Genomic DNA, 24,007 nt, shown 5'->3' on the forward strand with positions numbered 1-24,007 from the left:
ATAGGTAAACCGTATGAGCTCAAGAAGAGAATTCCTAAAAAAAGCCGCAATATTATCAGGAGCAGCCGGACTGCCCAATGTAATGCCAATGTCTATACAGAAGGCAATGGCTATAAGTGCCAACCCCGGAAGTACTTTCATGGATGCTGAGCATATTGTATTCTTAATGCAGGAAAACCGTTCTTTTGATCACATGTTCGGAAAGCTTAAAGGGGTCCGGGGATTTAACAATCCCAGAGTTTTTGCCCAGGCTGATAAGAATAAAGTATGGCTACAAAAGGATGAACAAGGTAATACTTATACTCCATTTCATGTCGACATTAATAAGACAATGATTACCTGGCAAGGTGGCCTCCCTCATTCCTGGAATGATCAGCTTGCAGCTCGTAACCATGGCAAATACGATAGCTGGGTGCCTGTAAAAAGTGCCATGTCTTTAGGTTATTATGATCGCAGTGATATCCCCTTTTATTACGCAATGGCTGATGCATTTACCATTTGCGATCACCATTTCTGCTCTTCATTAACAGGTACTACACCCAATAGGTTATTTTTCTGGACAGGTACCATCAGACCAGAACAAAATGGAGAGTCCGTTGCAACTGTAAATAATTCACAGGCAGAATCCCGTGATAATGTTTATGTAGACTGGGATACTTTTCCTGAAATCCTGGAAGACAATAACATCAGCTGGAAAATATATCAGAATGAATTATGGACTTCAAGATTAAAGGGGGAGGGCATTGACAGTTGGTTGGGCAATTATGGCGACAATGCGATTGAATATGTGAAACGCTATAACGTTAAGTTTTCCGCTTATTTCAGAAAAAATGGTGATCAATCTGTTAAACCACCTTTAACTGCCGAAGAAGTAAGAGCAAAATACGATAAGCTGTCGACAAGAGAAAAAAACCTGATAGACAAAGCTTTTGCAACCAATATCAATTCACCTAATAATTATCTGGCGCTACAACCTTTCTCGTTTACGGATGATATGGGGCAGCAACAAAACATCGCCATCCCCAAAAACGACATCTTTTATCAATTCCGATCAGACGTAGATAATGGCAAACTACCTACAGTTTCCTGGCTTGTAGCACCCGAGAAATTCTCTGATCATACCAGTTCACCTCTATACGGTACATGGTATGTTTCTGAAGCTATAGATATCCTTACTAAAAATCCCGAGGTTTGGAAGAAGACCATTTTCATTCTTACTTACGATGAAAACGATGGCTACTTTGACCATATACCTCCTTATGTAGTACCAAAACCTAATGCAACAGACACAGGTAAAGTTTCTGCTAAAATTGATGTGGCAGTAGATTATGAGTTTAAAAAAGATAGTCCGATTGGATTAGGTTACAGAGTCCCTATGCTAATCGCCTCGCCATGGAGCAAAGGTGGCTATGTAAATTCACAGGTATTTGACCATACCTCATGTCTGATGTTTCTAGAACATTTTTTAAGCAAAAAGACAGGAAAAACCATCAGGAGTAATAATATCAGTAGTTGGAGACGTGCAATATGTGGTGATCTGACATCTGTTTTCCGTCCAGCTATCGGAGTTCAGACTGATGTACCTCCATTATTGAAAAAGGAAGAGGTAATTATCAGTATTAATAATGCAAAAAATAAACCCGCCCAGGTAAAGCCTAATCCTTTAACTCTTCAGGAAATAAAAGACATCAATGTCTATCCATCTTTTTCTCCATCCTCTCCTGCTGTCATGCCAAAACAGGAGAAAGGCACTAAACCAGCCTGTTCGCTTCCTTATCAACTATTTGCAGACTGTAAACTAGATGCTAAGAAAGAAAACATCACATTGACCTTGAAATCGGGTAAAGGGAACTTCGGGCAAAAAGTTGTTCCTGTAGGTGCCCCATTTTTATTATATACATCAGATATATACAAAGGACAAGCAGGGAAAACCTGGAACTATGCCGTTATTAATGGGGATGAAATTAGTGATCATATCAGGCTGAGTCACTTCGCTAATGAGCAGTATGACCTTAAAGTAACTGCACCTAATGGATTTTTCAGAAACTTTAAAGGTAGTAAAAACGATCCTTCATTAAACATTAACTGTCTCTATGAAAGCTCAGGCCGTTTAACAAAAAAGACAACAGGAAATATTGAATTATACTTAGAGAATCTAAGTAGTCAAAAAATTGAAATTGAAATAACTGATGATATATATAAAAATATGACTCAGAAGGTGATCATACTGGGAGCCAAGCAGAAATCAAAATTAATACTGGATTTAAAAAGTAGCAATTGCTGGTATGATTTCAGTATAAAAATAAAAGACAACCCTATGTATTTAAGGCATTACGCAGGGCATGTAGAAACTGAAAACGATTCGATTACCGATCCTTTTATGGCTGGTCTGTTGTAATCGGATCTTTAATTTTCCGTATGTTTCTCAGGATCAAGCTGAACCTCTTCATCATTTACTTTTTTCGCTTGTAGAATAGGATAAACGAACCATATAGCAGCCGCTAAAAATAGAATTCCTGAAAGCCTAAGTGCATAAATAGCTGACTCTAGTTTATTTGCCTCCATAATCTTAAAGGCAACTAGCCCGATAATGCCCAAAACAATAAGCCACACGGCTTTTTGAAGCTTCAATACCTTTATCATAATGCACAGTATTAAGTTTAGATTATCAATATTTAACAAATATTGAACCAATTTTTCGCCTTACTATGGTGCTTGCAGTCCTATATTCTTCTCTTTAAATGCCGTATGAATTTTAGCTGCAAATGTCGCTGCATGTTCGGTATCACCATGTAAACATATCGTATCTGCTTTGATGGCAATATCAAGGCCATTTACACTGGTCACCAATCCTTTTCTTACCATTCGTAAAGACTGTGCTACTGCTTGTCCTACGTCACAAATTAATGCATTATGTAATTTCCTGGAAGTCAAATTTCCATCATCCTGATAAGTCCGATCAGCAAAGACTTCATTTGCTACCCTCAATCCAATTTTACTCCCGGCCTTTATTAACTCAGTCCCTGATAACCCATATAATACTAATGTTGGATCAATCTTATACACTGCTTCTGCAACTGCTTCAGCAATGCCTGCATTTACAGCCGCCATATTGTAAAGTGCTCCATGTGGTTTAACATGATGTAAGACTCCTCCTTCTGATTTTACAAAGCCCATCAATGCCCCTATCTGATAAATAACCAAATCATAAGCTTCTTCAGTACTAATTGCCATTTCCCTTCGGCCAAATCCTTGCAAATCGGGTAAACCAGGATGTGCTCCAATCTCAACATTATATTTCAAAGCCAGTTTTACAGTCTTTTTCATAACTGCTGCATCCCCCGCATGAAAGCCACAGGCAATATTAGCAGAAGTGATATATGGAAAAATAGCTTCATCATTACCAATTTGATAATTCCCAAAACTTTCCCCCATGTCGCAATTCAGATCTACACTATATTGATCCTTATTCATAAACTGATCTCTTTAATGTTAATGCTTGTTTCAATTGTTTGATTTGCTTTTCTCTATTCAATAGAGCCGTTCGAGCCTCTTCCAGGGTAACCAGTTTAAAACGGATTTGCTGTCCACTTTGCATTTGCGCCAGTTTAGTCAGATCAGCTGTGATAACTTGTAGAATACGTGGATAACCACCTGTAGTCTGATGATCAGCCATTAACAAGATCATTCCGCCATCGGGTATAACCTGTATTGTTCCAAAGGTCACAGCTGATGAAAGCATTTCTTTTGGCTGACTTAATTGTAATGCTGGCCCTTCCAGACGATAGCCCATCCTATCAGCAGCTTTACTAATCATATATTGTTTATTAAATAAATCTGATATAGTTTGTTTATTAAAAGACTCAAACTCCGGCCCTTCCATGACTCTTATCTCTGGATTATTAAGATCAGGATACATCCTTAGGTCAGCCGCCCATTTAAAAGAATTACCTGTTTGTTGATATGATTTTTTAAAGGATAACTCATCATCAGCTTTAAGTGCCCTACCCTTATAACCACCTATCCCCGCTTTTAAATACGTTGCATAACTGTCAAGTACTTTTGGCAAATCTAAACCACCAAAAAAGGCTATATATGAACGACAACCTTTTACAGGAGTACTAAAACTCAATATTGCACCTTCGGGTATAATGATTGGTCGCCACATATTTACAGGCTCTCCGTTAACTGTCGGATTTAAATCTCCACCTGTTATAGCCACGAGCTGTGTAGTTTTAAAAAGTAACTTCGGACCAAGTAATGTACATTCTAATCCAGCTTCACTAATGTCATTTCCCAACAATAAATTTCCTATTTCAAGAGCCAGTCTATCCATAGCCCCACTTACAATAATACCTTCCTTACGATAGCCCGTTCTACCAAGATCTTGTATTGTAGTTAGCATTCCACCTTTTAAAACTTTAATCCCCATCATATTCCGCTTTCATTTCATCAAATTCATCCTCAGTTATCGCGACAAAGCGCAGTTTATTTCCAGCTTTGATTAATGCTGGAGGGTTCCTGTTTACATCAAATAGCTTCAATGGGGTTTGTCCGATGATCTGCCATCCCCCTGGAGTTTCTATAGGATAAATACCGGTCTGTATTCCGGCAATTCCAACAGAACCTGCCGGAATGTTAGTCGAAGGGACTTCTTTACGCGGACTAGCGATCTTTTCATTCATCCCTCCCAGATAAGGGAAACCTGGCGCAAAGCCAATCATATATACAAGGTATTCCTTCTCAGTATGTACATCAATAATTTCTGCCTCAGAAATCCCCGCATTTTTTGCTACAAAAGTGAGGTCAGGGCCTTGAACTCCCCCATATAAAACAGGGATATCAACAGTTATTGCAGGAATAGAATTCTTCTCTTCACTTACCTCATCGAGCATTTCCTTTAAATGGATTTCAACAGTTTTATAATCTGTAATCAAAGGATCATAAAATACCGTTACAGTAGTAAATGCTGGTACGTATTCAATAAAACCATCAAAGGAATATTCTTCCAGAAAATCACCTATTGCAATAATGTGGTTATGAATTCTTTCAGAAATCGCTTGTCCGAGTTCAATGACAACTGCGCTGTCTCCCAAAGGGTAATACAAAATAGATTCGGCAATTTCCATGAGATAAGATGTTGCTAGTTGTAAATATATAAAATCAAGATACCAAATATCATTCCGAGAAATAACAAATAATTTTTACAATCACCAAAAAAGCCCTTGAATTTACGTCCAAGGGCTTTTCTTTTTTAAAATGATCCAAATTATAACGTTTCCATATCGATTACAAAACGATAACGTACATCACCTTTCACCATCCTGTCATAAGCTGTTTGGATATCCTTTATATCGATCATTTCAATATCAGATACAATATTGTTCTCCGCACAGAAATCCAGCATTTCCTGAGTTTCGGCAATTCCTCCTATTCCAGAGCCAGCTAAGCTTTTACGGCCACCAAGTAAGCTAAATGCAGCTACCTGAGCTGGTTCAGGTGGAACACCTACACAAATCATTGTACCATTAGTTCTTAATAAAGAAAGGTAAAGGTTAAAGTCGTGAGGGGCTGACACCGTATCAAGAATGAAATCAAAAGAACCAGTCGCAGCTTTCAACTGCGCAGGATCAGTAGTAACCACAAAATTGTGAGCACCCAGTTTCTTAGCATCAGCTTCTTTGTTAGGCGAAGTACTCAATACCGTTACTTCAGCGCCAAAAGCAACACCAAATTTAACCGCCATGTGCCCAAGTCCACCTAAGCCTAAGACCGCTAATTTGTGCCCTTTACCAACTTTCCAATGTCTTAATGGAGAATAAGTAGTAATACCTGCACATAGCAAAGGAGCAACAGCCGCAAGGTTTAGCTTATCTGAAACATGCAATACAAATTCTTCTCTAACTACAATAGTGTTAGAGTAACCCCCATAAGTTGGCATAGAACCATCACGTTCCATCCCATTATAAGTTTGGGTATTTCCCTCTAGACAATATTGCTCAAGGTCTTGTTTGCAGTTTTCACAAACCTGACAAGAATCAACCATACAACCAGTACCTGCAAGGTCACCAATCTTAAATTTAGTTACCTTATCACCTACCTTTACCACACGTCCCACTATCTCATGACCAGGTACCATCGGGAATATGCCCGGGAACCAATCGTTTTTAATCTGATGCAAATCAGAATGGCAAACACCACAAAACAATATATCAAATTGCACATCGTGTGGCCCTACCTCACGCCTGTTGAAAGTCCAGGGCGCCAATGGTGTTTTTTCGTCCTGTGCTGCATATCCTTTAGTCTCAATCATCTTAATAAGTTTTAAAAGTATAACTCATACTTACACAAATATAAAAGTTAAACGAGAGAAATTATGCATTAAATCCACCGTCTATAGTAAGAGCAGTTCCTGTGATGAATTTCCCTTCTTCACTTGCCAGGAAAGCCACCAGACCAGCAACATCCTCTACTGTACCATATTCAGACAAGGCCATTCTACTCCTTAAAAAATCTGCAAGGTCAGTATCCGAAGGATTCATATCAGTATTGATCGGTCCCGGCTGAACTAAATTCACAGTAATTCCTTTTTTACCCAAATCTCTGGCAAGCCCCTTTGTAAATCCAGTGAGTGCAGATTTACTCATCGTATAAAGTGTAGTCTCCGGGTTTGCTGCATTGTCGGCCATATTACTCCCAATTGTAATGATACGCCCACCTGCAGAAAAATGATTCGCTGCTGCTAGCGAGGCCGCATAAACTGCCTTTACATTAATTCCCATAATTTGATCATAATCTTCCAGTGTATGGTCCTCAAAAGCTTTACCAATATACATACCAGCGTTGTTTACCAAAACATCTATTCTTCCGAATTCATTTACAACTTTATGAACTGCATTTTCTACAGCTTGTGGATCTGCACTATCTGCTTCAATAGCTAATGCCCAACCACCAGAAGCTTTGATTTCTGCCACTATTGCTTCTGCTTTTTCTCTGGATTTTGAATAGGTAAATGCTACATTGGCGCCTTCGGCTGCTAATCTTTTTGTAATTGCGGCTCCTATGCCTCTGCTACCTCCCGTTATTAGGGCTACTTTGTTTTCAAATCGTTTCATCTTCAACTTTTTAATAAATGATCATCAAAAGTAAATTTCAACAACTATATTTGCTAGTATACATTAAATTGTTAGGTACTAACAAATAAGTAAGAAATGAGAAAAGAAACATCTACGAATGCTTTTAATGAAAAACAGATCAATGACATCTGTGGTATGGCCTATTCATTATCGATCTTAGGAGGAAGATGGAAACCAGCTATATTATGGAGGCTATCTGTTCAAACAATGCGTTATAGCGACCTTAAAAATTCGATTGCAAACATTTCAGAAAGAATGCTCATTGCACAATTACGCGAACTCGAAGCTGATGGAATTGTAAAACGCACCATTTATCCGGTAGTACCTCCAAGAGTAGAATATGAGCTGACCGAACTTGGCCAAACGATGAGGCCCATGCTTCAGGCAATGTCGGACTGGGGAAACCTCCATAGGGACATTTCAAATGATGATAAAGAACTCTTAGAAGTTTCATTCTAAAACCTTAACTTTGCAACCTTAATTTTTGGAGATACTTGATTGATGTATAGGGAATTTAAACAACTAGAACTAGCTAAAATAGGTAAAGAGATACTTGATTTTTGGAAAGCGGAAAACATCTTTGAAAAAAGCATTTCAAGCCGCCCTAAATCAAACCCTTTTACCTTCTATGAAGGACCGCCCTCGGCAAATGGAATGCCTGGTATTCACCACGTAATGGCAAGGGCTATTAAAGATATTTTTTGCAGATACAAAACCCTTAAAGGTTACCAGGTTAAGCGTAAAGCAGGCTGGGATACACATGGTTTACCAGTAGAACTTGGAACTGAAAAGGAATTGGGAATTACCAAAGAAGACATTGGTAAAACCATTTCTATTGTAGCATATAATGAAGCTTGTAAAAAAACAGTAATGCGCTACACAGATGTGTGGAACGATCTAACCGAGAAAATGGGTTATTGGGTGGATATGGATGATCCATATGTGACCTACAAATCCAAATACATGGAATCGGTATGGTGGCTGTTGAAACAGATTTATGATAAAGGCCTTATTTACAAAGGTTATACGATTCAGCCTTACTCTCCTAAAGCAGGAACTGGACTAAGCTCGCATGAGGTAAATCAACCAGGAGCCTACCGTGATGTTACTGACACTACAATAGTTGCCCAGTTTAAAGCGATTACAGAAACATTACCTGCATTTTTACAGGACTTTGGGGATATCCACCTGATGGCATGGACAACTACTCCATGGACCTTACCATCTAACACGGCATTAACGGTTGGCCCTAAAATAGACTACGTTTTAGTAAAGACTTTTAACCAATATACTTTCCTTCCAATTAATGTAATTCTTGCTAAAAACCTGGTTGGAAAGCAATTCAATAAAACCTATTTCGAAAGTAATTCAGAAGAAGATTTCAAGAATTTCCAAGCTGGTGACAAAAAGATTCCTTATCAGATTTTTACAGCATGCAAAGGAAATGATTTGGTTGGTATTAAATACGAACAATTATTGCCTTATGTTCTGCCCTACCAAAACCCGGAGAATGCTTTCAGAGTAATTTCTGGCGACTTTGTTACCACTGAAGATGGTACCGGTATTGTACACACTGCTCCTACTTTTGGAGCTGATGATGCTAAGGTAGCTAAAGAAGCTGTTCCTGAAGTACCACCAATGCTGGTACTTGACGAGAATGGTATCCTTGTGCCTTTGGTTGATCTACAAGGCAGGTTTACTGCTCATGTGGGCGATCTGGCTGGTAAATACGTTAAAAACGAATACTACGACGAAGGTGAAGCTCCGGAGAAATCTGTAGATGTTGAAATTGCGATTCGTTTAAAAGAAGAGAACAAAGCCTTTAAAGTAGAAAAATATGTTCACAGTTACCCACATAGCTGGAGGACTGATGAGCCGCTTTTATATTATCCTTTAGACTCCTGGTTCATTAAAGTTACTGATGTAAAAGACAGAATGTTCGACCTGAACGAGACCATCAATTGGAAACCAAAATCTACAGGTGAAGGTCGTTTCGGAAACTGGCTTAAAAACGCCAACGACTGGAATTTATCACGTTCAAGATATTGGGGTATACCATTGCCTATCTGGAGAACGGAAGATAAAAAAGAAGAAATCCTAATCGGTTCTGTTGAAGAACTATATAACGCAATTGAACAGTCAATTGCAGCAGGTTTCCAGAAAGAAAATCCTTTTAAAGGTTTTGAAATAGGAAACATGTCGGAAGAGAATTACGACTTGGTAGACCTGCATAAAAACGTGGTTGACGATATCATTTTAGTTTCCCCTTCTGGAAAACCGATGAAACGTGAAAGTGATCTGATCGACGTATGGTTTGATTCTGGTGCGATGCCTTATGCACAATGGCATTATCCTTTTGAAAACAAGGATAAGATTGATGGTGGTAGTGATTTTCCAGCTGATTTTATTGCTGAAGGTGTAGACCAGACTCGTGGATGGTTCTATACTTTACATGCAATTGGCACTTTGGTTTTTGATAAGGTAGCTTACAAAAACGTAGTTTCTAACGGCCTAGTATTAGATAAAAATGGGCAAAAGATGTCTAAACGTTTGGGTAATGCTGTTGATCCTTTCATCACGATTAATGAATTTGGACCTGATGCCACACGTTGGTACATGATTTCGAATGCAAACCCATGGGATAACCTGAAGTTTGACAGTGAAGGAATTGCCGAAATCCGCAGAAAGTTCTTCGGAACACTGTACAATACTTATGCTTTCTTTGCACTTTATGCAAATATAGATAAGTTCAAAATTGACAAGTCTAACATGACTCCGATTGAGGATCGTAGTGAACTGGATCGCTGGATTCTTTCTTTACTTCAAACCTTGATCGCTGAAGTAGACGAAAGTTATAACGCTTACGAACCTACTAAAGCAACCAGAGCAATTCAAACCTTTGTTGATGAGCACCTGAGTAACTGGTACATTCGTTTATCTCGCCGCCGATTCTGGAAAGGGGAAATGACTAAAGATAAGAAAGCAGCTTATGAGACACTGTATACCTGTTTAACAAGTGTTGCTCAGATCATGTCGCCTGTAGCACCATTCTTCTCTGATTGGTTGTTTAAGAACTTAACGGAAATGGATGAGTCGAACCATTTCGAATCGATTCACCTTAGCCTTTGGGATGAGGCAATTGACAGCAGCCTGATTGATACTGAACTGAATGAGAGAATGCACCTTGCACAGGACATTTCATCAATGGTATTGTCCCTACGTAAGAAGACAGGTATTAACGTTCGTCAGCCTTTAGCCAAAATATTAATCCCTGTATTAGATAATAAATTTGCAGAGAGAGTAGAACTGGTTAAGGAGCTAATCCTTTCAGAAACCAATGTCAAAGCAATAGAGTACATTACTGATACTGCGGGCTTTATAAAGAAAAAGATTAAGCCAAATTTCAAAACTTTAGGCCCTAAAGTGGGTAAAGACATGAAACTTGTAGCCGAATCTGTAAACAATATGACGCAGGAAGAGCTTACAAATTTCGAAAGTACTGGAAAATTTGTTGTTAGCGGCACGGATTATGTGATTGAGCTGAACGATGTGGAAATCATTGCAGAAGATATTCCGGGATGGCAGGTTACCAATATGGGAAGCTTAACTGTAGCACTTGATGTATCGATTACGGAAGCGCTTAAACAAGAAGGTTTATCACGTGAATTGATCAACAGAATTCAAAATTTAAGAAAAGAGTTGAATTATGAAGTAACAGACAGGATAACGGTCAGTTTACAAAATCATAACCTGATTACAGAAGCGGTAGCACAAAATAAAACATACATTTGCTCGGAAATTCTAGCAGATAACATTAACTTAACCGAAACATTAAATAACGCAAACACGATTGTAATCGATGATGTTGAACTACAAATTCTGATTGCACAACAATAATTTTATTATGGAAAAAGAGAAAACAAGGTATTCTGACGTTGAATTACAAGAATTTAAAGAACTAATCCAGGAGAAATTGAGAATGGCAAGAGAAGAATTTCTTGACCTTACCAATTCGTTAAGTAGTCCTAACTCTAACGGTACTGAAGATACTTCAGGAACTTATAAAACATTAGAAGACGGTTCAGCAACATTGGAAAAGGAGCAATTGAATCAACTTGCTGCACGCCAGAAGAAATTTATCGAAAATTTAGAAGCTGCTTTGGTACGTATTGAAAATAAAACTTACGGTATATGTCGCGAAACTGGAAAATTAATCCAGAAAGAACGTTTACGTGCAGTTCCGCATGCAACTTTAAGTATGGAAGCTAAACTGAAGCAGTCATAATGAAAGGCTATATTAAACCTTTATTAATTATTTTCTTTGTTTTACTGGCAGACCAACTGTTAAAAACCTGGATTAAAACCAATATGTACTTGGGCCAGGAATTCAAAATCATTGGCAACTGGTTTATTATCCACTTTACGGAGAATAACGGCATGGCCTTTGGCTTAGAGTTTGGCGGTGAATTTGGTAAGCTTGCTTTATCCTTATTCAGAATAATTGCTGTTGCTGGAATTGCCTATGGATTGCATTATCTTATCCAAAGAAAATACCACAGAGGCTTGATTCTAAACGTAGCACTGATCTTTGCTGGTGCTTTAGGTAATATCATTGACTCTGTATTTTATGGTAAGATATATGGTTACGCGACTTTATTTCATGGCCGTGTAGTAGATATGTTCTACTTCCCTATATTACAAGGACATTTTCCTGACTGGCTTCCAATATGGGGCGGTGAAGACTTCATCTTTTTCAGACCTGTATTTAATATAGCTGATGCAGCAATTTCTGTGGGTGTAGTCCTTATTCTTATCTTCCAAAAATCTTATTTTAAAGAAGAGGTCATAGAAGAAATAGGCCCTAATAATGAGATGGTTGAAGAATAATTGATATTTTTTTGAAGTATAGATATGGAATCGGCATGATTCTTTCATCTATACTTCAAATACACAAATGAAATATACTATTATGAAAAAATTATTAAGCCTTGCCATCGTTGCCTTATTTAGTTTAAGTGCTGTGGCTCAACAAACAGCAGATTTACGTAAAAAAATCAATGTAAGCGGAACCGCTGAAACAGAAATCACTCCTGATATTTTATACATCAACATCTCTTTAAAGGAATACCTAAAAGATGGAAACAGTAAGAAAAAAGTAAACATTACTGATCTTGAAAATGACTTGTTTGATGCTGTACAAAAAGCTGGTATCAGTAAAGAAAACTTAACCATTAACAATTTATCAAGTTATTCAACTGTTATTTCTAAGAAAAAAGACCCTGAATATCTGGCTAGCAAACAGTATCGCTTAAAAGTAACAGATCTGAATAAATGGAATAATATCATTGGCAGCATAGACCCTAAAGGAATACTAAGTACCAATATTGACAGCTATGATTATTCTAAAATTGAAAGCTTAAGAAAAGAGCTTAAAATTAAAGCCATCTTAGCCGCTAAAGACAAAGCCACTTATTTGGTTGAGGCACTTGGTGATAAACTGGGTAGTGCAATCGATATTCAGGAAATCAATAACGACGTATTTCCTCAGCCTATGTATCGTGCAAATGTAATGATGATGAAAGCTGAAAGTGCAGACATGGCTGGAGCTCCGGCAGCTGAAATTGATTTTAAAAAGATAAAGTTAAGCTACACCATGAATGTAGTATTTCAAATCAAAGGATTATAAATCTGACCTGTAGAGTATACAGTTTAATTCAAAAAACATAAAAAAAACCTACCAATTAGATTTGGTAGGTTTTTTGTTATTATGAGCATATCATCTTTATTAAGCGCTTAAAAATAGCATACAATTAAAAAACTAGAATTATGAAAAAGTTAATCTACTCATTAATCTTAATCTTTACACTGGGACTAAGCGCAAATACTGTAAGTGCGGCAAGCAACAACAGGGCGAAAACTGAAATGACTGCAGAACAAAAAGTTCAACTTGAGAGGATTACTAGTCGTGTAGAAGAAATTAGAAACATGGATAAATCAGATCTATCCAGAGCGGAGAAAAAAGAACTACGTAAAGAGCTTAGAGAATTAAAATCTCAGGCACGTGCAATGGGTGGTGGAGTATACCTTTCTGTAGGTGCAATTATCATTATTATCTTATTACTGATCCTTATTTTATAGTATTTATTAACTAACCTATAATACTTTTATTACCAATTAACATCTACCTGTTAGAAACAAAAAGCTTCCTTTAGGGGAAGCTTTTTTTATGTATAAGGTTATTTAGATACTAGTCGATATACTCGAATCCCGTATAAGGGACAAGTACTTCAGGAATTTTAATCCCTTTATCTGTCTGGTTATTCTCTAAAATAGCAGCAACAATACGAGGCAAAGCCAATGCACTTCCATTTAATGTATGTGCTAATTGTGTCTTTCCCGTAGTTCCTTTAAACCTCAATTTAAGCCTGTTGCTCTGATAAGTTTCGAAGTTCGACACTGAAGACACTTCCAGCCAGCGTTGTTGGGCAGCACTCCAGACCTCCATATCGTAAGTCATAGCAGCTGTAAAGCCCATATCTCCTGCACATAATCTCAACACACGATAATGTAAACCAAGCTTCTGTAACAACGACTGCACATATGCACTCATTTGTTCAAGTATTTCGTAAGACTGATCTGGATGAACAATCTGTACAATCTCTACCTTATCAAATTGATGAAGTCTGTTTAAACCACGCACATGCGCACCATAAGAACCTGCCTCACGACGAAAGCATGGTGTATAGCCTGTGTTCTTTACAGGTAGTTCTTCTTCTTTTAAAATAACATCCCTGTACAGATTTGTTACCGGAACTTCTGCAGTGGGAATAAGATAAAGATTATCAACTCCAACATGATACATTTGTCCTTCTTTATCTGGCAATTGTCCTGTTCCAAAGCCTGAAGCTTCGTTAACAAGGTGCGGCACCTGCATTTCGCGATACCCCGCAGCGGTCGACTGATCTAAAAAGAAATTGATTAACGCACGTTGTAAACGTGCACCTTTACCTTTATAAACTGGAAAACCAGCTCCGGCAATCTTTGTTCCCAATTCGAAATCAATAATATCGTATTTGGAAGTCAGCTCCCAATGTGGTAAAGCATTTGCAGATATTTCTGCCGCAGTACCATGTGTATAAACAATTTCGTTTTCTTCAGCTGTGCTCCCTGCCGGAACCAAATGGTACGGTAAATTAGGCAGTTGGACAATCAGGTTGTGTAACTTCTCTTCAGCAACAGCCAGTTCATCAGAAAGATTTTTAATCTTTTCTTTATTAGCCGTAGTCTCTGCTTTCAATGCTTCCGCCTCATCCTTTTTACCGTTACGCATCAATTCACCAATCTGTTTTGCGCTCGAGTTTGCAATAGCAGAGAGATTGTCTAACGAAGTTTGAGATTGTCTTCTTTCTTCATCAGTTTTAATAATTTCATCAACCAGCTCTGGTTGTTTAAAGTTTCTCAGGTTTAAGCCTGCTAAAACTTTATCTCTGTTTTCGCGGATATAGTTAACTTGCAGCATTATATATATTTTTGAACAAAGATAAGATTGATTTACAATTTTCAGGCTCAAGAGCAGCGTTTTTTATAAGGAGATTAACACAAGTATATTTAGTTCCATATATGTTGATAATTTATTTGATGAACTACAGCGAAAGCCTTATCCAGTTGTGGTTTCTGCATTAATTAGTAAATTTGGGGGCATTGAATGAGCAATCCAGCTTCATAAATTGTAAAATAAATACAAATGGGTAAACTTTTTCTTGTCCCTACACCAATTGGCAATCTGGAAGACATGACTTTCAGGGCCATAAGGATTTTAAAAGAAGCGGATGTGATTCTTGCTGAAGATACACGAACCAGTGCTCCTTTATTAAAACATTTTGGAATAGATAAAAAAGCTTATTCACATCATCAGCACAATGAGCACCAGGCGACAACAGAAATTATCCGTTTTTTAAAAGAGGGTAAAAACGTTGCTTTAATTTCAGATGCCGGAACCCCTGCAATATCAGACCCTGGCTTTTTCCTTGTAAGGGAAACCTTAAAGCACGATCTTGAAGTAGAGTGCTTACCGGGCGCAACTGCATTTGTACCTGCATTAGTAAACTCTGGTCTACCTTGTGATGCTTTTGTATTTGAAGGATTTTTGCCAGTAAAAAAAGGACGACAAACCCGTTTAAAAAAGCTGACAACTGAAGAAAGGACAATGATCTTTTATGAAAGTCCACATCGCTTGCTTAAAACATTGGAGGAATTTGCACAATATATGGGGGCAGATAGACAAGCCTCTGTCAGCAGAGAATTAACCAAACTTTACGAAGAGACTGTGAGAGGCACTTTAACAGAAATTAAATCACATTTTGAAAACAATATATTAAAGGGAGAATTTGTAATTTGTGTTGCCGGAGCAGAAGAAGAAGTAAAGAAAAAAAACAAATATAAAAACGAAGAGGAGTAACCTCTAAAGACATACATTACCATAAGAAACATCATGAATTTAATAGATAGATTTTTAAGTGACGAACAAGATCCTAAAGCCGTTGAAAAGGTATTAGGGAAACTAAATGATATGCTCACTGCCAACGAGGAACTCATTTATATGGCGGTACAAAAAAAACCTGCTGTAAACTTGCTTCCCGATTGCATTGCTGTAAGTAACAAACGTATTTTTTATTGTGAGCCAGGCAACTTTGGCATCACTATGAACTTTAAGGATATTTCATGGAAAAGTGTTAAAGAAGTTTCTTTTAAAGAGGAAATCTTTGGTTCTAAATTTATCTGCGTTCCTTTACATGGTGAAAATATCATCACTGAGTATATTCCGAAAGTACAAGCCCGCAAGTTGTACCAGGCAGCATACGAACAATTGGAAGATTATAAAGAACAACAAAGGCAAGCTGAACTGGAAGAAAGACGTTCAGCAACTTCTCCAGTTACTGTAAATACAGTTGCAACAGAGCCTGCTGAAGAACCAGTGGCTTTGTTTTCAGCTCCTCCTGCTGAACCTATTCATGTTGAAGAACCTGAAGATGAAACGACATTGAAGCTGAGGAAATTAAAAAGTCTGTACGACAAACACCTCATTACACAGGAGGAATATGAAGCGAAAAAAGCAGACATTTTAGACAGCTTATAAGCAGCAAAAATGAACTTTAAAAGTACTGCCCCACTGGCCCTGCTAAGCGCATTTATAATGTGGCTGGCCTGGCCACCAATTCCCTATACCACTCCATTATTATTAATTGGACTAGTACCTTTACTTATTGCAATTGATAGGATTATCCTTAAAAATGAGGGTAAAACAGGTAAGCAGGTTTTCCTTACTGCCGGACTTACCTTTTTACTATGGAATACGGCTTCTATTTATTGGGTATATAATGCGATCAGTGCAGTAAACAATCCTATAGTATCTGCATTTGTATCACTTATTCCTTTTGGCCTTGGCGCATTGCTCATGACATTTGCTTTCTGGATGTATTACCGGCTACAGAAGGTAAGCAGTAAGAAAGTTGCATATGCCGGACTAATCGCCTTTTATGTGGCGATGGAATATCTACATCAAAGCTGGGATCTCGCATTTCCTTGGATGACCTTAGGAAATGGGCTATCGGGCATGCACCAATTGGCACAATGGTATGAGTACACTGGTATATACGGCGGTTCAGTATGGATATTACTAAGTAACATCCTTGCTTTTGAAGCCTATAAACAATTCAGATCTGGTGCCAATGGGTATTTAAAATTCAGACCTGCTTTAATATGGGCAATTTTTATCATCCTGCCTATCGCCTTGTCATTAACTAAATATTACCAGTATCAGGAAAAGTCTGTCCCTGTAAATGTGGTTACAGTACAGCCAAATATTGATCCTTATCAAAAATTCGGAAGCCTTTCTGCTGCCGAGCAATTAAACATACTAACACATCTTTCCGATTCTGTAGCACAGCCAAATACGGAGTATTTTATATGGCCGGAAACTGCTATTCCTGAAAGAGTAAATGAGGATCAGATCAGAAGTAATTCTGATTTTAAGATTGCCCAAAACTTTTTAGAAAAGTATAAAAATGGCACTTTGATAACTGGTATAGAGAGCTATAAGTTTTATACGGATCAACAAACTTTATCGGCCCAGAAATACGACAACGGTACTTATGTTGATGCCTTTAATGCTGCTGTGCAAATAGAAAACTCAGCTAACGTTCAGTTTTACCATAAATCGAAACTAGTCCCTGGTGTAGAAAAAATGCCATTCCCAACCGTATTATCGATATTGAACCCTTTATTTGAGGGCTTTGGAGGTACAGTAGGCGGATATGGATGGCAAAAAGAATCAGGCGTATTTTTCGCCTATAGTGGTATTGGAGTAGCGCCTGTAATTTGCTACGAATCTTTATGGGGGGAATGGATTGGAAATGCAGTTAAAAATGGCGCTCAGTTCATCGCAATCATTACTAATGACGGTTGGTGGGGCAACACCTCAGGAAAAGACCAACACCTCTTATACGCCAAATTACGCGCTATTGAAAGTCGCCGTTATGTAGTCCGTTCTGCAAACACAGGAATCTCTTGTTTCATCAATCAAAAAGGTGATGTAATTAAACAAGCAGGCTGGTGGACACGAACTGCTTTAAAAGCAGACATCAATCTGAATGATGAGCTGACAGTTTACGTAAAAACCGGTGACATTATTGCTAAACTGTTATGTGTTATAGCACTAATATTGGCTGCGATCATTCCATTTAGAAAATTGGTTAAAAAAACTGCTTAAGACATAGTATGAGTTAAAAACTCATACTAACCTACGACAAATATTTCCCTACAATAGGCATTCTGCGCCCCATGCCAAATGCTTTGGGTGATACTCGCAAGATTGGCGGGGTTTGATAACGTTTAAACTCCGCTGTATTTACCATTTTAATGATCCGTCTGACTAAAGCCTCATCATACCCCTGGGCAATGATCGCAGATGAACTTTTCTTCAATTCGATATATTGGAAGAGTATTTTATCAAGCGTATCATAATCAGGCAAAGAATCAGAATCTTTCTGGTCCGGCCTAAGCTCTGCCGATGGCGGTTTTACAATTGTGTTTACAGGGATTACGACACCATCTTTATTGATAAACTGTGCAAGTTCATATACCTGAGTTTTATATACATCACCAAGTACACCAATCGCACCGCACATATCTCCATATAAAGTACCATAACCTACTGCACATTCACTTTTATTCGAAGTATTCAATAAGATATACCCGAACTTGTTAGACATGGCCATCACAATTACCCCACGACATCTTGCCTGAATATTTTCTTCAGTAAGGTTGAAAGGCAGGCCTGTAAAAACAGGAGCCATCACTTTATCAAAGACATCAGCAACATCCTTTATAGGAATAATCTCATGCTTACACCCAAGGTTCTTTGCCAGTTCCAAAGCATCCTGAACAGAATGATCCGAAGAATATTTAGAAGGCATCAATACTCCCATTACATTCTCTGACCCTAAAGCACGACAAGCTAAAGCACAAACTATTGCAGAATCAATACCACCAGACAAACCTAAAACTGCCTTTGTAAAACCAGATTTCACAAAATAGTCTTTGATACCCAATACTAATGCCTCATAGATCTGCTCAATATCTGGTACCGTCTGTTGCTGTATAGGTTCTAGTCCTTGAATTTTATTATCCTCAAAATCATAAATACGCATGTCTTCGATAAAATAAGGCATTTCATCGATCATGTTTCCTTTGGCATCAAAAGCCATCGAGCCTCCGTCGAATATGATTTCCGTTTGTGCCCCTATCTGATTTACATACAATAAGGGTAAATTGTATTGTTTAGCATTTGCAGAAAGAACAGCAGCACGTGCTTCATCATGAATATAAGAAAATGGAGATGCAGCAATATTAATCATCAGCTTTGGTTTCTGTCTGGCCAATTCATCCATCGGACAAGAAACATAAAGCGGATTATTATTGATATTCCATAGATCTTCGCAAATGGTAACAGCTATTTTAACCCCTTTAAAATCTACACATTCAAAGTTTTTTCCAGGCTCAAAATAACGGTATTCATCAAACACATCATAATTGGGTAGCAAAGCCTTTTTTACGATCCTTTTTACTTGTCCATCTTCAATAAAATAAGCCGCATTATACAAATCCTTACCAGCCAGAGCTTCGTTTTTAACGGGTAAGCCAACAATGCAGGCAATTCCTTTACAATGTGAAGCTATTTGATAAGCAGCCTTCTCACTCAAGTCAATAAACTCATCAAACTCAAGGAAATCTCTCGGCGGATAACCACATATAGCAAGCTCTGCAAATACGATCAGGTCTACCCCTTTAACCTTTGCCTGTTCAATGCTTTCAATGATTTTATTGGTGTTATATTCGAAATTACCTATGTGATAATTGAGTTGTGCTAATGCTATTTTCATTTTTTATGCGCTAAGATTATCCAGGTTTTGTTCTTAAAAGAAAACGCCAAAGTTAAGACCAATATAATGATTCCTTACTTTTCGATCGCTATCACTTGCAATATCAGTAAAGCCATTATTTAAGGTCAAACCTGTTGTTATACTTGTATTCCCTGAAACATCAAATTCACCTCCTACACCTAAAATCAATCCGGCTCTGTAAAAATTAGTCTGTTTAGAAATCCCTTTATTTTCTATAATGACTTTACTACCGCTTCCTGATTCAGATGCATTCTGTTTGGCACCAATATTAAATCCGTTAGATAAGCCAAACTGCCCGTACCATTTAATCTCCCCAATTTTATCAGTTTTCAATTTCAAAGTAAGGGGGATTTCGATATACTGAAGCTTATACTTCAGATCATAAGCCACCTGTGAACCTGAACCATCATAATAAGGTTTTACATTTACTTCAGTACTCTTGCCATTGATTGTTGTAATGGTTAATCCAGTCGCAAAAGCATAGTTCTCCGCAAAATTGAAATCCGCAAGTAAGCCATAAGAAAAACCTAATGCCACACTATTCGTTTTACCTGTTTCTGGTTTAATCCAACCTAATGTAGGATGTGCTGTTAAACCTAATCTGAAATCATATTCTGGAAGTGACCGCTGAGCAAAAAGCTGACTTGTGAAAAATAGACAGCATAAACCTATAAATGTTCTTTTCATTACTTGTTTTTATATTAAGGTGCTATAGCATGAATAAACTTCGTTTATATTTGTTCATCATGAACTACTATAACGTTAAATTCAGCCAAAGCTATCTATTTTTTCTGTTTATATTAACTTTTCTTTCCTGTAAACAGGGTACTAAACCTGATGTAAGCACAATAAAACTAGATTTAAAAATTGAACGTTTCGATCAGAACCTGTATCAAGGCAAGTCTAAAGACCTTGAGCAAATCAGCACACAACTTCATAAAAAATATGGAGTTTTTTATGAAGATTACATGCATAAAATGGTAGGTAATTATGATTATAGTGATACGCAAATACTATCGACCCTATACAACGATCAGGCATATGAAGATTTAAATCATGAAAAAGACAGCGTTTTCAGCAATCTTGCCCCCATAGAAAAAGAATTAACACAAGCTTTTAAATACATCAAATACTATTATCCAAAAGCACAAATTCCACGCTTCATTTCTTTTATTTCAGGCTTTGCGGTACAAACACCAATCGGCAACGATTACATGGGGATAGGTCTCGATATGTTTTTAGGGAAAGACAGTAAGTTTTACCCCGCAATTGTTGAAAGTGTACCACAATATCTTTCCAAACGCTTTGCACCGCAATACATCGTTCCAAGAGTAACAGAAACGTATGCCAGGGAAGAGCTTTTTACGGAGCGTGATGAAGACCGTACTTTACTTGCTAAAATGATTCATAATGGTAAAATTCTGTATTTCATGGATCAGGTTCTCGCAGATGAGGTACCAGACTCTGTTAAGATCGGTTATACCGAAAAGCAGCTAAAATGGTGTCAGACCTATGAAGCCAATATCTGGGGCTATTATCTGGAAAATGATTTACTGTTCCAAACAGATTATCAAAAAATACAGGTCTTAATAAGTGAGGGTCCCTTTACTCCGGGTTTAGGTCAGAAAAATGAATCTGCCCCAAAGCTTGGGATATGGACTGGCTGGCAAATTGTTAGAAAATACATGAAAGAAAACCCATCTGTTACCCTACAACAATTGATGGCAGAAAAAGACCCTCAAAAAATATTACAGGCATCTAAATACAAGCCAAAGTAATTTAACGTTATAATTATATGGCAAAAGTTGGAATCGTATTAGCAGGAGGAGGCATCCGAGGTATTGCACATTTAGGTGTATTAAAAGCCTTTACTAATGCAGGAATAACCTTTAGCCATATAACAGGAACCAGTGCCGGCTCTATTGCAGGTGCATTATATGCCGCAGGTCTAGACCCGGAAGAAGCACTGAATATTTTCTTGAAAACCAAATTATTACGTTTTTTAAGACCAACCTTGGGTTTAGGATTGATCAATTTTGAAAATACAGCAGAATTATTAAAATCCTATTTACCTCAGAATTTTGAAGATTTAAAAATCCCACTTACCATTGCAGCTACCAATTTTAGTGAGGGGAAACTGGTTTACTTCAATAAGGGGCCACTCATAAGAGCCGTACAGGCCTCTAGCTGTGTCCCAGGTATCTTTAAACCTATAATGATAGATGAAAAAATGTATGTTGATGGCGGTTTATTGAATAATTTCCCTATAGAACCACTTCTTAAAGATTGCGACTTCATCATCGGATCATCCTGCAATCACTTAAACCCGGTTGATAAAATCACAAATATTACCGCATTACTGACCAGGGCAACATTAATGTCAATCAATAAAGACATGGAAGAAAAAACAAGCCTATGCGATATCCTTGTAGAACCAAAAGGTATGGGTAGCATCAATATTTTTGATACCGCCAAAGCAGAAACGATTTATTGGCTAGCTTACGAAGAGGCCCTTAAAACAATAAAAAACAATGAAAGGTTTAGTGAATTAAGCCTTTAAAGCAATCAGTGTATCTCCAATCAATACAGGAATCGTTTCGCAAATATTACGCTGTAAACAGAATTTCACATCTTCCTCAATATTAAGTTGAGCAAGACGATGACTGTGTGAAGATTTATGCAGATAAGTTCTAAGATCATCTTTAGCCAACAGGTAAATATCTTCTGCGACTACACAAGAGTCGTCAAAATGCGTAAAGTCCTTACGCAATTCATTTACTACCGCACCCGCAAAAAGGGTGTCTTCCAGATTAAATTTATCTTTCCAGCCAGCACAAAGTAATAAAACATTCTTTTCCTGAACCTTAAGCCACTTGCACAATGCACTCAAATTAAGGAATGAACCAACTACCACCTGATAAGCCTCTTCGCGTGCCATGTGCATGGCCTTCGTACCATTAGTTGTAGTCAATACGATAGTCTTACCTTTAACCCTTTCACTAGTATAAGAAAATGGAGAATTGCCAAAATCATAGCCTTCAACAACTTCTCCATTTCTCTCTGCAGCCAATAAAAAACCTTTGTCTGCATAATTTAAACAATCTTCTACATGCGCAACCGGTATAATCGCCTCAGCACCGTTGTCAATACCATACACTATGGACGATGTCGCCCTTAAAATATCAATAACAACAACTATACTACTACTAGTATCGTATAAATTCAGTAGTGCGGGCGTTAAACAAACTTCTATGCTTTTTTGATCAGGCATCGGCTGGGTAATACAGAGATTTAAAATACGGTTATTTAGAATTATTTATAAAAAGGGAATTTAACAACTTTAGCTTTAATCTGGCTATTGCGGATATTGATGAAAATTTCCGTTCCCTCTTTAGCTAATGCTTTATCAATATAGCCCATTCCAATTGCTTTTTGCAGAGATGGCGATTGCGTACCAGAAGTAACATTACCTACTACTTCACCATCAGCATTTACAATTTCGTAACCATGACGAGGAATTCCTCTGTCGACCATTTCAAAACCGATAAGCTTACGTGCTACGCCAGCTTCCTTTTCAGCCTGCAAAGCCTCAGAATTGGTAAAAACCTTAGAGAATTTAGTAATCCAGCCTAAGCCTGCAGAAATTGGTGAAGTCGTATCGTCAATATCATTACCATATAAACAGAAGCCCATTTCCAGACGTAAAGTATCTCTGGCTCCTAAACCAATAGGTTTAATGTTAAATGGTTTACCAGCTTCAAAAATGGCATTCCAAATTTCTTCAGCATGTTCGTTTTCAAAATACACCTCAAAACCACCAGCTCCTGTATATCCTGTCGCAGAAATCAACACGTTATCAACACCTGCAAATTTTGCTTTTACAAAATTGTAATATTCCATCGATGCCAGATCCACATCGGTCAAACTTTGTAAAGCTTCAGCAGCCTTGGGTCCCTGAATAGCAAATAAAGAAGTCTTATCTGAAATATTGTGCATTTCAACACCTTTAGTATTGAACTTCTGAATCCAGTTCCAATCTTTCTCAATGTTAGATGCATTTACCACCAACATATAAGTTAAATCGTCTATGCGATAAACCAATAAATCATCAACAATACCACCATTTTCATTTGGCAGACAAGAATATTGGATCTTGCCATCATATAATTTTGATGCATCATTGCTGCATACACGTTGAATTAAATCCAATGCATTTTCACCTTTCAAGATGAACTCGCCCATGTGACTAACATCAAAAACACCTACACCATTTCTTACTGTAGCGTGCTCTGCATTTATGCCCTCATATTGTACAGGCATATTGTATCCGGCAAAAGGCACCATTTTGGCACCCAATGAAATGTGTTTCTCAGTTAACGGGGTATTCTTCATACAGTTTAATATAAATAA

The 24,007-nt window shown here is 37.7% G+C and carries 23 protein-coding genes; 12 read left to right on the forward strand and 11 right to left on the reverse strand.

Features of this window, described 5'->3' with window-relative positions; translation table 11 throughout:
- Window positions 1–13: 13 nt before the first annotated feature.
- Entirely contained in the window at window positions 14–2,398 is a 2,385-nt protein-coding gene (locus WC623_RS02560; RefSeq protein ID WP_372847942.1) for a phosphocholine-specific phospholipase C, read from the forward strand.
- A gap of 8 nt (window positions 2,399–2,406) precedes the next feature.
- Here WC623_RS02560 and WC623_RS02565 read toward each other — a convergent pair whose 3' ends face one another.
- The 6 genes from WC623_RS02565 to WC623_RS02590 all read right to left on the reverse strand — a co-directional run bounded on the left by WC623_RS02565 (window position 2,407) and on the right by WC623_RS02590 (window position 7,115).
- Window positions 2,407–2,643 (reverse strand): isoleucyl-tRNA synthetase, encoded by a 237-nt coding sequence (locus tag WC623_RS02565; RefSeq protein WP_372847943.1) that lies wholly within the window; start codon window positions 2,641–2,643, stop codon window positions 2,407–2,409.
- 63 nt (window positions 2,644–2,706) lie between these two features.
- A complete protein-coding gene (locus tag WC623_RS02570) occupies window positions 2,707–3,474 on the reverse strand; it encodes a LamB/YcsF family protein (protein ID WP_372847944.1) in 768 nt (255 codons plus the stop codon).
- The gene (locus WC623_RS02575; protein WP_372847945.1) at window positions 3,467–4,435 is read right to left on the reverse strand and encodes a biotin-dependent carboxyltransferase family protein; all 969 of its coding nucleotides are present in this window, start codon (window positions 4,433–4,435) and stop codon (window positions 3,467–3,469) included. The genes WC623_RS02570 and WC623_RS02575 overlap by 8 nt, the downstream gene beginning before the upstream one ends.
- The gene (gene pxpB, locus WC623_RS02580; RefSeq protein ID WP_372847946.1) at window positions 4,422–5,129 is read right to left on the reverse strand and encodes a 5-oxoprolinase subunit PxpB; all 708 of its coding nucleotides are present in this window, start codon (window positions 5,127–5,129) and stop codon (window positions 4,422–4,424) included. The genes WC623_RS02575 and pxpB overlap by 14 nt, the downstream gene beginning before the upstream one ends.
- Window positions 5,130–5,269: 140 nt before the next feature.
- Window positions 5,270–6,313, reverse strand: coding sequence for an NAD(P)-dependent alcohol dehydrogenase (locus WC623_RS02585; protein WP_372847947.1), 1,044 nt, complete (start codon window positions 6,311–6,313; stop codon window positions 5,270–5,272).
- Window positions 6,314–6,374: 61 nt separating this feature from the next.
- On the reverse strand, window positions 6,375–7,115 hold the full coding sequence (locus tag WC623_RS02590; RefSeq protein ID WP_372847948.1) for an SDR family NAD(P)-dependent oxidoreductase: 741 nt from the start codon (window positions 7,113–7,115) through the stop codon (window positions 6,375–6,377).
- A 96-nt stretch (window positions 7,116–7,211) separates the two neighbouring features.
- On the opposite strand from WC623_RS02590, the gene WC623_RS02595 reads away from it, so the two are divergent.
- The 6 genes from WC623_RS02595 (at window position 7,212) to WC623_RS02620 (ending at window position 13,274) form a co-directional block, all read left to right on the forward strand.
- Window positions 7,212–7,595: a winged helix-turn-helix transcriptional regulator gene (locus WC623_RS02595; RefSeq protein WP_372847949.1), complete on the forward strand. Its 384-nt coding sequence runs from the start codon at window positions 7,212–7,214 to the stop codon at window positions 7,593–7,595.
- A gap of 42 nt (window positions 7,596–7,637) precedes the next feature.
- A complete protein-coding gene (ileS, locus tag WC623_RS02600) occupies window positions 7,638–11,033 on the forward strand; it encodes an isoleucine--tRNA ligase (RefSeq protein WP_372847950.1) in 3,396 nt (1,131 codons plus the stop codon).
- A 7-nt stretch (window positions 11,034–11,040) separates the two neighbouring features.
- Window positions 11,041–11,421: a TraR/DksA family transcriptional regulator gene (locus WC623_RS02605; RefSeq protein ID WP_372847951.1), complete on the forward strand. Its 381-nt coding sequence runs from the start codon at window positions 11,041–11,043 to the stop codon at window positions 11,419–11,421.
- Window positions 11,421–12,023, forward strand: a complete 603-nt coding sequence (locus WC623_RS02610) for a lipoprotein signal peptidase (protein WP_372847952.1) — start codon at window positions 11,421–11,423, stop codon at window positions 12,021–12,023. Before WC623_RS02605 ends, WC623_RS02610 begins: the two co-directional genes overlap by 1 nt.
- An 82-nt stretch (window positions 12,024–12,105) precedes the next feature.
- Window positions 12,106–12,822: an SIMPL domain-containing protein gene (locus tag WC623_RS02615; protein ID WP_372847953.1), complete on the forward strand. Its 717-nt coding sequence runs from the start codon at window positions 12,106–12,108 to the stop codon at window positions 12,820–12,822.
- A 140-nt stretch (window positions 12,823–12,962) separates the two neighbouring features.
- Window positions 12,963–13,274 carry a hypothetical protein gene (locus WC623_RS02620; RefSeq protein WP_372847954.1) on the forward strand — a complete coding sequence of 104 codons (312 nt, stop codon included), beginning with the start codon at window positions 12,963–12,965 and terminating at the stop codon, window positions 13,272–13,274.
- 109 nt (window positions 13,275–13,383) lie between these two features.
- On the opposite strand, the gene serS is transcribed toward WC623_RS02620, so the two are convergent.
- Complete coding sequence (serS, locus tag WC623_RS02625) at window positions 13,384–14,655, reverse strand: serine--tRNA ligase (RefSeq protein ID WP_372847955.1); 1,272 nt, start codon at window positions 14,653–14,655, stop codon at window positions 13,384–13,386.
- 225 nt (window positions 14,656–14,880) lie between these two features.
- On the opposite strand from serS, the gene rsmI reads away from it, so the two are divergent.
- Genes rsmI through lnt form a run of 3 tightly spaced genes read left to right on the forward strand, consistent with a single transcriptional unit; the run spans window position 14,881 to window position 17,904 of the window.
- Window positions 14,881–15,594, forward strand: coding sequence for a 16S rRNA (cytidine(1402)-2'-O)-methyltransferase (rsmI, locus tag WC623_RS02630; RefSeq protein WP_372847956.1), 714 nt, complete (start codon window positions 14,881–14,883; stop codon window positions 15,592–15,594).
- Between the two features lie 33 nt (window positions 15,595–15,627).
- Window positions 15,628–16,272, forward strand: coding sequence for a PH domain-containing protein (locus WC623_RS02635; protein ID WP_372847957.1), 645 nt, complete (start codon window positions 15,628–15,630; stop codon window positions 16,270–16,272).
- 9 nt (window positions 16,273–16,281) lie between these two features.
- Window positions 16,282–17,904, forward strand: coding sequence for an apolipoprotein N-acyltransferase (gene lnt / locus WC623_RS02640; RefSeq protein ID WP_372847958.1), 1,623 nt, complete (start codon window positions 16,282–16,284; stop codon window positions 17,902–17,904).
- 31 nt (window positions 17,905–17,935) lie between these two features.
- Here the strand turns inward: lnt and WC623_RS02645 are convergent, their stop codons facing one another.
- Together WC623_RS02645 and WC623_RS02650 are read right to left on the reverse strand one after the other, a co-directional pair.
- Window positions 17,936–19,576: an NAD+ synthase gene (locus WC623_RS02645; RefSeq protein ID WP_372847959.1), complete on the reverse strand. Its 1,641-nt coding sequence runs from the start codon at window positions 19,574–19,576 to the stop codon at window positions 17,936–17,938.
- 33 nt (window positions 19,577–19,609) lie between these two features.
- Window positions 19,610–20,284, reverse strand: coding sequence for a porin family protein (locus tag WC623_RS02650; RefSeq protein ID WP_372847960.1), 675 nt, complete (start codon window positions 20,282–20,284; stop codon window positions 19,610–19,612).
- A gap of 59 nt (window positions 20,285–20,343) precedes the next feature.
- Here WC623_RS02650 and gldB point away from each other — a divergent pair, with 59 nt between their 5' ends.
- Both gldB and WC623_RS02660 read left to right on the forward strand, forming a co-directional pair.
- Window positions 20,344–21,375, forward strand: coding sequence for a gliding motility lipoprotein GldB (gldB, locus tag WC623_RS02655; RefSeq protein WP_372847961.1), 1,032 nt, complete (start codon window positions 20,344–20,346; stop codon window positions 21,373–21,375).
- A gap of 17 nt (window positions 21,376–21,392) precedes the next feature.
- Entirely contained in the window at window positions 21,393–22,157 is a 765-nt protein-coding gene (locus WC623_RS02660) for a patatin-like phospholipase family protein (RefSeq protein ID WP_372847962.1), read from the forward strand.
- Here the strand turns inward: WC623_RS02660 and WC623_RS02665 are convergent.
- Both WC623_RS02665 and gcvT read right to left on the reverse strand, forming a co-directional pair.
- Window positions 22,146–22,868: a 2-phosphosulfolactate phosphatase gene (locus WC623_RS02665; RefSeq protein ID WP_372847963.1), complete on the reverse strand. Its 723-nt coding sequence runs from the start codon at window positions 22,866–22,868 to the stop codon at window positions 22,146–22,148. The genes WC623_RS02660 and WC623_RS02665 overlap by 12 nt on opposite strands.
- Before the next feature lie 41 nt (window positions 22,869–22,909).
- Window positions 22,910–23,989, reverse strand: coding sequence for a glycine cleavage system aminomethyltransferase GcvT (gene gcvT / locus WC623_RS02670; protein ID WP_372847964.1), 1,080 nt, complete (start codon window positions 23,987–23,989; stop codon window positions 22,910–22,912).
- Window positions 23,990–24,007: the final 18 nt, after the last annotated feature.

Origin of the sequence: Pedobacter sp. (genome assembly GCF_041645105.1) — a bacterium.
In the GTDB taxonomy this organism is placed as follows: domain Bacteria; phylum Bacteroidota; class Bacteroidia; order Sphingobacteriales; family Sphingobacteriaceae; genus Pedobacter.

What these genes read in the sequence shown, in the direction of transcription:
- WC623_RS02560 (WP_372847942.1), top strand. Translation starts at nt 14, where the DNA reads ATGAGCTCAAGAAGAGAATTCCTAAAAAAAGCCGCAATATTATCAGGA.
- WC623_RS02565 (WP_372847943.1), bottom strand. Translation starts at nt 2,643, where the DNA reads ATGATAAAGGTATTGAAGCTTCAAAAAGCCGTGTGGCTTATTGTTTTG.
- WC623_RS02570 (WP_372847944.1), bottom strand. Translation starts at nt 3,474, where the DNA reads ATGAATAAGGATCAATATAGTGTAGATCTGAATTGCGACATGGGGGAA.
- WC623_RS02575 (WP_372847945.1), bottom strand. Translation starts at nt 4,435, where the DNA reads ATGATGGGGATTAAAGTTTTAAAAGGTGGAATGCTAACTACAATACAA.
- pxpB (WP_372847946.1), bottom strand. Translation starts at nt 5,129, where the DNA reads ATGGAAATTGCCGAATCTATTTTGTATTACCCTTTGGGAGACAGCGCA.
- WC623_RS02585 (WP_372847947.1), bottom strand. Translation starts at nt 6,313, where the DNA reads ATGATTGAGACTAAAGGATATGCAGCACAGGACGAAAAAACACCATTG.
- WC623_RS02590 (WP_372847948.1), bottom strand. Translation starts at nt 7,115, where the DNA reads ATGAAACGATTTGAAAACAAAGTAGCCCTAATAACGGGAGGTAGCAGA.
- WC623_RS02595 (WP_372847949.1), top strand. Translation starts at nt 7,212, where the DNA reads ATGAGAAAAGAAACATCTACGAATGCTTTTAATGAAAAACAGATCAAT.
- ileS (WP_372847950.1), top strand. Translation starts at nt 7,638, where the DNA reads ATGTATAGGGAATTTAAACAACTAGAACTAGCTAAAATAGGTAAAGAG.
- WC623_RS02605 (WP_372847951.1), top strand. Translation starts at nt 11,041, where the DNA reads ATGGAAAAAGAGAAAACAAGGTATTCTGACGTTGAATTACAAGAATTT.
- WC623_RS02610 (WP_372847952.1), top strand. Translation starts at nt 11,421, where the DNA reads ATGAAAGGCTATATTAAACCTTTATTAATTATTTTCTTTGTTTTACTG.
- WC623_RS02615 (WP_372847953.1), top strand. Translation starts at nt 12,106, where the DNA reads ATGAAAAAATTATTAAGCCTTGCCATCGTTGCCTTATTTAGTTTAAGT.
- WC623_RS02620 (WP_372847954.1), top strand. Translation starts at nt 12,963, where the DNA reads ATGAAAAAGTTAATCTACTCATTAATCTTAATCTTTACACTGGGACTA.
- serS (WP_372847955.1), bottom strand. Translation starts at nt 14,655, where the DNA reads ATGCTGCAAGTTAACTATATCCGCGAAAACAGAGATAAAGTTTTAGCA.
- rsmI (WP_372847956.1), top strand. Translation starts at nt 14,881, where the DNA reads ATGGGTAAACTTTTTCTTGTCCCTACACCAATTGGCAATCTGGAAGAC.
- WC623_RS02635 (WP_372847957.1), top strand. Translation starts at nt 15,628, where the DNA reads ATGAATTTAATAGATAGATTTTTAAGTGACGAACAAGATCCTAAAGCC.
- lnt (WP_372847958.1), top strand. Translation starts at nt 16,282, where the DNA reads ATGAACTTTAAAAGTACTGCCCCACTGGCCCTGCTAAGCGCATTTATA.
- WC623_RS02645 (WP_372847959.1), bottom strand. Translation starts at nt 19,576, where the DNA reads ATGAAAATAGCATTAGCACAACTCAATTATCACATAGGTAATTTCGAA.
- WC623_RS02650 (WP_372847960.1), bottom strand. Translation starts at nt 20,284, where the DNA reads ATGAAAAGAACATTTATAGGTTTATGCTGTCTATTTTTCACAAGTCAG.
- gldB (WP_372847961.1), top strand. Translation starts at nt 20,344, where the DNA reads ATGAACTACTATAACGTTAAATTCAGCCAAAGCTATCTATTTTTTCTG.
- WC623_RS02660 (WP_372847962.1), top strand. Translation starts at nt 21,393, where the DNA reads ATGGCAAAAGTTGGAATCGTATTAGCAGGAGGAGGCATCCGAGGTATT.
- WC623_RS02665 (WP_372847963.1), bottom strand. Translation starts at nt 22,868, where the DNA reads ATGCCTGATCAAAAAAGCATAGAAGTTTGTTTAACGCCCGCACTACTG.
- gcvT (WP_372847964.1), bottom strand. Translation starts at nt 23,989, where the DNA reads ATGAAGAATACCCCGTTAACTGAGAAACACATTTCATTGGGTGCCAAA.